Annotated in this window: 6 protein-coding genes and 1 pseudogene; 4 read left to right on the top strand and 3 right to left on the bottom strand. The window is 57.6% G+C overall.

What is annotated here, in order from left to right:
• A pseudogene (locus tag CHB77_RS18555) lies at positions 1–199 on the top strand (replication initiator protein A); the annotation flags it as partial.
• 95 nt (positions 200–294) lie between these two features.
• Positions 295–732 carry a hypothetical protein gene (locus CHB77_RS18215; RefSeq protein WP_131023402.1) on the top strand — a complete coding sequence of 146 codons (438 nt, stop codon included), beginning with the start codon at positions 295–297 and terminating at the stop codon, positions 730–732.
• On the opposite strand, the gene CHB77_RS17705 is transcribed toward CHB77_RS18215, so the two are convergent.
• The 3 genes from CHB77_RS17705 to CHB77_RS17695 form a co-directional block, all read right to left on the bottom strand.
• Positions 716–1,459 (bottom strand): hypothetical protein, encoded by a 744-nt coding sequence (locus CHB77_RS17705; RefSeq protein ID WP_131023403.1) that lies wholly within the window; start codon positions 1,457–1,459, stop codon positions 716–718. The genes CHB77_RS18215 and CHB77_RS17705 overlap by 17 nt on opposite strands.
• Positions 1,460–1,741: 282 nt before the next feature.
• The gene (gene brnA, locus CHB77_RS17700; RefSeq protein ID WP_089389446.1) at positions 1,742–1,957 is read right to left on the bottom strand and encodes a type II toxin-antitoxin system BrnA family antitoxin; all 216 of its coding nucleotides are present in this window, start codon (positions 1,955–1,957) and stop codon (positions 1,742–1,744) included.
• Positions 1,944–2,207 (bottom strand): BrnT family toxin, encoded by a 264-nt coding sequence (locus tag CHB77_RS17695; RefSeq protein WP_089389445.1) that lies wholly within the window; start codon positions 2,205–2,207, stop codon positions 1,944–1,946. Before CHB77_RS17695 ends, brnA begins: the two co-directional genes overlap by 14 nt.
• Positions 2,208–2,509: 302 nt before the next feature.
• Here CHB77_RS17695 and CHB77_RS17690 point away from each other — a divergent pair, with 302 nt between their 5' ends.
• Together CHB77_RS17690 and CHB77_RS17685 are read left to right on the top strand one after the other, a co-directional pair.
• Complete coding sequence (locus tag CHB77_RS17690; protein WP_089389444.1) at positions 2,510–3,811, top strand: plasmid recombination protein; 1,302 nt, start codon at positions 2,510–2,512, stop codon at positions 3,809–3,811.
• Between the two features lie 486 nt (positions 3,812–4,297).
• Positions 4,298–5,204: replication initiator protein A (locus CHB77_RS17685; protein ID WP_141133749.1), on the top strand; the 907-nt coding region annotated here is incomplete at its 3' end.

Below are 5,204 nucleotides of genomic sequence, written 5' to 3'. Positions count from 1 at the left end.
CCTCTCCCCCGAGATCCAGCTTCCGGAATGGGCCGAAGACAAGGCGCGGGCCATCGCTAGGGGCAAAGGCCGGGACTATTACGTCCTGCTCTCTGACTGGCTGGCCTTCGCCAAAAGTGAAGCGACCAAGGGCAACCCTCCCAAGAGCGCGGGCGCAGCGTTTGTGGCCTACTGTGGGAAACAAGACAGCCTGCGCTGACCGAGCAATCGCGTTGCAGCCCTGTTCTCTTGGCATTGCGACATGCAACACGCTAACCTGCTGTGCAACGCCCAAAAGCAACGACGCGCAACGCCATGAAATACTCGCTATCCGAGGCCGCAAGCGCCACAGGAAAAAATAAGACGACGATCCAGAGGGCGATTAAAAACGGAAAAATTTCCGCATCGAAAGGCGATAACGGCTCTTACGAGATTGACCCTTCAGAGCTTCACCGTGTGTTTCCATCCACCACGACAAAAACCGTTGCGCAACACCTAGAAAGCAACGACGCGCAACACACGACAAATGCCACTAGCAACAGCAGTTTGGCCCGCATTCTTGAACTCGAAAAGGAGCTGGCAGTCGCACACGAAAGAGCCAATGGTTTAGAAGCCCAAAAGGATCAGATGGCAGACACAATCAGCGATTTGCGAAAACGACTGGACAGCTCCGAGGGGCGCATAACAGCTCTTCTCTCCGACAACAGGCCAAAGCGTGGCTTCTTGTCCCGCCTTCTCAACCGACAGGGCTAGCAGAACGCATCTTCACAGTGACGCTGTAAGCCACCTGCCCGGCCTGCTTTCTGATGTTCTCTAGAGCACGAGAGTTCATCGCCTCGGCTGTCAGATCAGCGATCCTTTCAGGATCTACTTCGTCCAAACGCTCTAAGTCCTTAAGCTGACGAACGATGAAGGCAGCCCCAATGCTGAACATTTCAACATGGTTCAGCTTGATCCCAAGGGCTTGGACAGTGCCGTCGAAAGCTCCCAAGGCAGCAGCGGAGAACTCTTCATCATTCAGCTCTCGCTTCATCGCATTCAGGAAGCTGACATGAGCAATGCCGGCAACAAGATACAGGTCCTCGTGCTTGCTGTTATGACGGTCCGCCTTGTCATCCTCGACACTCGGTGATGCCCCAAGACCACTGACCTCAGCAGGATAGTCAGCTTCATCGCTGTCCCCTCTCAGAGGGACAATAAAATCATTTTCGGCCTTAGGATCCTTTGCTCCGGCACAAAAGGCGCTGACAACGAATGCGACACCAATCGGATATAAAAACGCTAGTAGAAAAAATCCGACCACCAAGAACAGCCACCAGTGAGCTCTGAAGAACGGCATAACCCCGACCTTCTGCAAAAGCTTCATCTGAATGTTCCACCAATACCGCCCTACCACGGAGACACTGGAGGCAACGGCAGACAGGCCGTCCATAGCTGCTCCATAGGCAACGTGAGAGTCCGGCTTTTTATCGTTATGCATCAGGCCCCACTTTGGCCGCTCGCCTCCTTCGACGCTTGGCAAGGAAGCGCCCCACCAAGCACCAACCGACACATCCCCAAAAAAGCGCGATAACAACAAAAATTGGAGCAAACCGGGACGTGGGCGACACCAATAGTAAAAGCACTACATTCAACACACCAAAGCCCACAGACCAAAGTATCGCGCGCTTAAAGGATTTGGCAAAAATGCCCGAGAGCAGTCCACCGACACCCCCAACGTCAAGAGACATACCCAGCAGAAAAGCAATCGTATTCATGGCAGTTACTGAAGCCTTTCAGCAATCCAGAGCTTGATCAGCGATTGCCGTGTCACGCCAAGATGCCGGGCCTGCTTATCCAAGCCATCGACGACCCAAGCCGGAAAATCCACGTTTACGCGTTTGGGCTGGTCATTCGGACGGCGAGCCTGGGACCAGTCGATTGCGCCGCTCACATCCTCATTAGCGTCGAACTTCTTATCGAATTCAGTTGCCTTCATAGTATCCAATCTCCTCTTTTCTGGCGCGGCGCACCGAGATGATCCGCACCGCATCACCTCGCGGCGTCCAAATGGCCGCCCAGTGCTTGCCCTCGATTTTCCCTATCGACAGGAAGCGCGGTTCGCCTTCGGTCTTGGCAGGCACTTCAAGCATCCATGGGTCATCCCAAAGGGCCTGCGCCTGATCGAAGTCGATGCCATGCTTCGACAGGTTCGAAGCATTTTTGGCAGGATCATACTCAAAATTCATGCTCAAATATGGTATAATAACTATCCGTTTTCAAGCACGGTTCTGTATAGCAATCGCCGCCAGCCCGGCCCTACGATATTCGGAGGTTTCCGGTCAGAGCTGGCTCCGCGCACTATTCCAACCAGCCCCATATGGCAGGGGCGGGATGGTGCGCAGCCGCCCCGTGGGCGGCTTCTGATAGGAGGTCCAGGAGGGCGCAGCGCCTCCTGGCCCATGGCAATCAGCGGAGCGGCACGAAGTGGATTGCCTAGTGGGTTGTCATTTCAAATGACAACTCTGCCTCGCCACCCTAGGCTGCCGCCATGTTCAAGTCAGCCATCCGCATCAACAAGATCAAAACTGTCGCCCAGCTGCGCGGCCTGTCCCTCCATGCCGAGCGCCATGACGAGATCGGCCAGGCACGGGTTCGGGAGGGGGCCGTTGCAGGGGAGGCCCTGGCCTGGTCCAAGGCCGAGAACAGCGACCGCGACTACCTGGCGGCCTTCAAGGCCCACAAGGCCGAGCTGAGGGCCGGGGAGCGCAAGAACGCCCCCCTCGCCATGCAGGCCCTCTGCGTCGTATCGCCGGAATGGGTTCAGCAGGCCGGGGATCTCCACGACCGCGCCAATCCCCGCAACGCCGCCCTGTTCGAGCAGGCCAAGGCCTGGGCGGAAAGCTGGGCCGGCAAGGGCGCAGTCTTCGGGGTGCGCCTCGATCTGGACGAGAAAGGCGGCGCGGTCGTGGATCTGATGATCGCCCCGGTGCGTGACAGCCGCGGCAAGCCGATCATCTCCACCCAGAAGCCCCTGAACGAGCTGAAGGCGGCCACCGGCGAGCGCAACGAATACGCCGCTTTGCAGACCTCCTGGGCCGAATGGTGCCAGGAACACCTCGATCACAGCATCACACGGGGCCTCAGACGCGATCTGACGGCCCGTGAGCACCTGTCACCGGAAACCTATGGTGCGGTACTGGACAAGGCCCGTGAGGCCGTCCAGCGGCCCTCTGAGAGCGTCCTAGGGGCATTGCAGGCCGCTGATCTGTCCTGGAACGACACCGACCGGTTGCGCGACTACCTGCTGCTCAGGGGCGAGATCAGCCGTCACAAGGAGGATCCCCACGCCTACGAGCCGCCCCCAGGCAGCCTCTCCCGAGACGCTGTCGAAGAAGCAAGGCTCTTTGAGCCAAACACCTGGAAGCTGATCTCGGCCTTGCGCCAAGGCGCCGAGCAAATCGTCGAGACGGCCTTCAGTTTCGGCATGGGCCTGGACAAGCTGCGCCGTCCCGATGGGCACGAGGCGGGCCGCAAGTGGTTTCCGTCCCTCATCGATCGGCTGCACCTGGGCGCGGTGATCGCCAAGTGCGGGGTGTTCTGCGCCCAGGCCGAAGCCCTCGTCAAAAACCTCCGCATTGAGGATCCGGCTCAGCACTTGAAACCCGAACGGCTCTGGCCCGAGGAAAGCTTCGAACTGGTGGAGCGCTACAACCGCCACCTGGGCCTCGATCTTCCCCAGCACAGCCAAGCTCACCACGAGCGCCACCGGGAACAGGTGGAGGAACCCCATGCAGTTCGAACGGAACGGCGCGAACGCAGCCACGACGACGACCACGATCATGGGCTGTAGGGGGACTGTAGCAGGAAATGCCATTTGGCAGCGTTACACTCGCCAAAGACCAATTTTCACCAGCATGGGCTGCTGGTTTCGGTGCCTGGGGAAGCGTTACACATTTTGGGGGCATCAGAAGCCCAAATGAGCGCTTCGCGCACTGTGTTGCGGCAAGGCTTTTAGCCCCACCACCGCCGTTCGGTCGGGGGATTGCTAGCCCTATGAGAGGCGCTCAGTCATGGCTTCTGCCTTAGTGTTAATAGTGTTACCTACGGAGTATGTTACGAAACCAAAAATTCCAAACAACATATTGATAATAAATAATGAAAGTATCCACAGGGTTCCGAAACTAACGAATTCGGGTTCCGAAACTAACGAATTCGGGTTCCGAAACTAACGAATAAAATCTGCTCGGATTTCGGGTCCTGATATAACGAACTTGACGGGCAGGTCGGCCATGCTCAATGCTGGTTCCAGATATAACGAATAGTACTAGGCGGATGGATGGCCCTACTCCCTGACAGACACCCCCAGAAAGACTTTTTCATCCTCGACATCTCTGATGTGGTGCCGAAGGACGACATGGCCTCAATGGAGCACCCTCTGTTCTCGCTCGCCACCAAGCCCGACATGCGCCATCTCGAATATCGCGGCGGCGACAACCGGCTGAAGATCGTCCCTTCCGGGGTCGGACTCCCCACCATCTTCGACAAGGACATCCTAATTTTTTGCGTGAGCCAGCTCATGCACCGAAAGAACCGGGGGGAGAAAATCGGCAAGCGGGTCCGCTTCAGCGCCCGCGAGCTGATGATCACAACTAATCGCAAGACAGGCGGGGTTGAATATCAGCGCCTAGAGCAAGCATTCCAAAGGCTCATCGGCACCACGTTTCAGACGGACATCCAGACCGGCAACAAGCGCGAAACACGCTTTTTCAGCCTGCTAGAGTCCGGCAGCGGCTTCGTCATGAAGGAGGAAGGCAAGTGGCGGCTCGACTACTGCGAAGTGATCCTGTCTGACTGGGTGATGCGCGCGATCGAGAGCGACGAGGTCGTCACGATTTCCAACGACTATTTCCGCCTGCGCCGCCCGCTAGAACGCCGCCTGTATGAGATCGGCCGCAAGCATTGCGGGAGCCAGCCGAAGTGGCAAATCGGCCTCGCCAAGCTTCAGGAGAAGACTGGCAGCAATGCCCCCCTGAAGAAGTTCAGGCTGAACCTTCGTCAGATCATTCAGGACGACGACACCCCGTTTTATCGAATGGAGCTAACAGGCGACGACCTAGTGATCTTCCGCCCGCGCCTGCCGCAAAACAACCTCTCCCCCGAGATCCAGCTTCCGGAATGGGCCGAAGACAAGGCGCGGGCCATCGCTAGGGGCAAAGGCCGGGACTATTACGTCCTGCTCTCTG

Source organism: Paracoccus sediminis (assembly GCF_900188295.1).
Lineage (GTDB): Bacteria > Pseudomonadota > Alphaproteobacteria > Rhodobacterales > Rhodobacteraceae > Paracoccus > Paracoccus sediminis.
The sequence above is the reverse complement of the archived record's forward strand: the minus strand, read 5'-3'. Positions and strand labels throughout refer to the sequence as shown.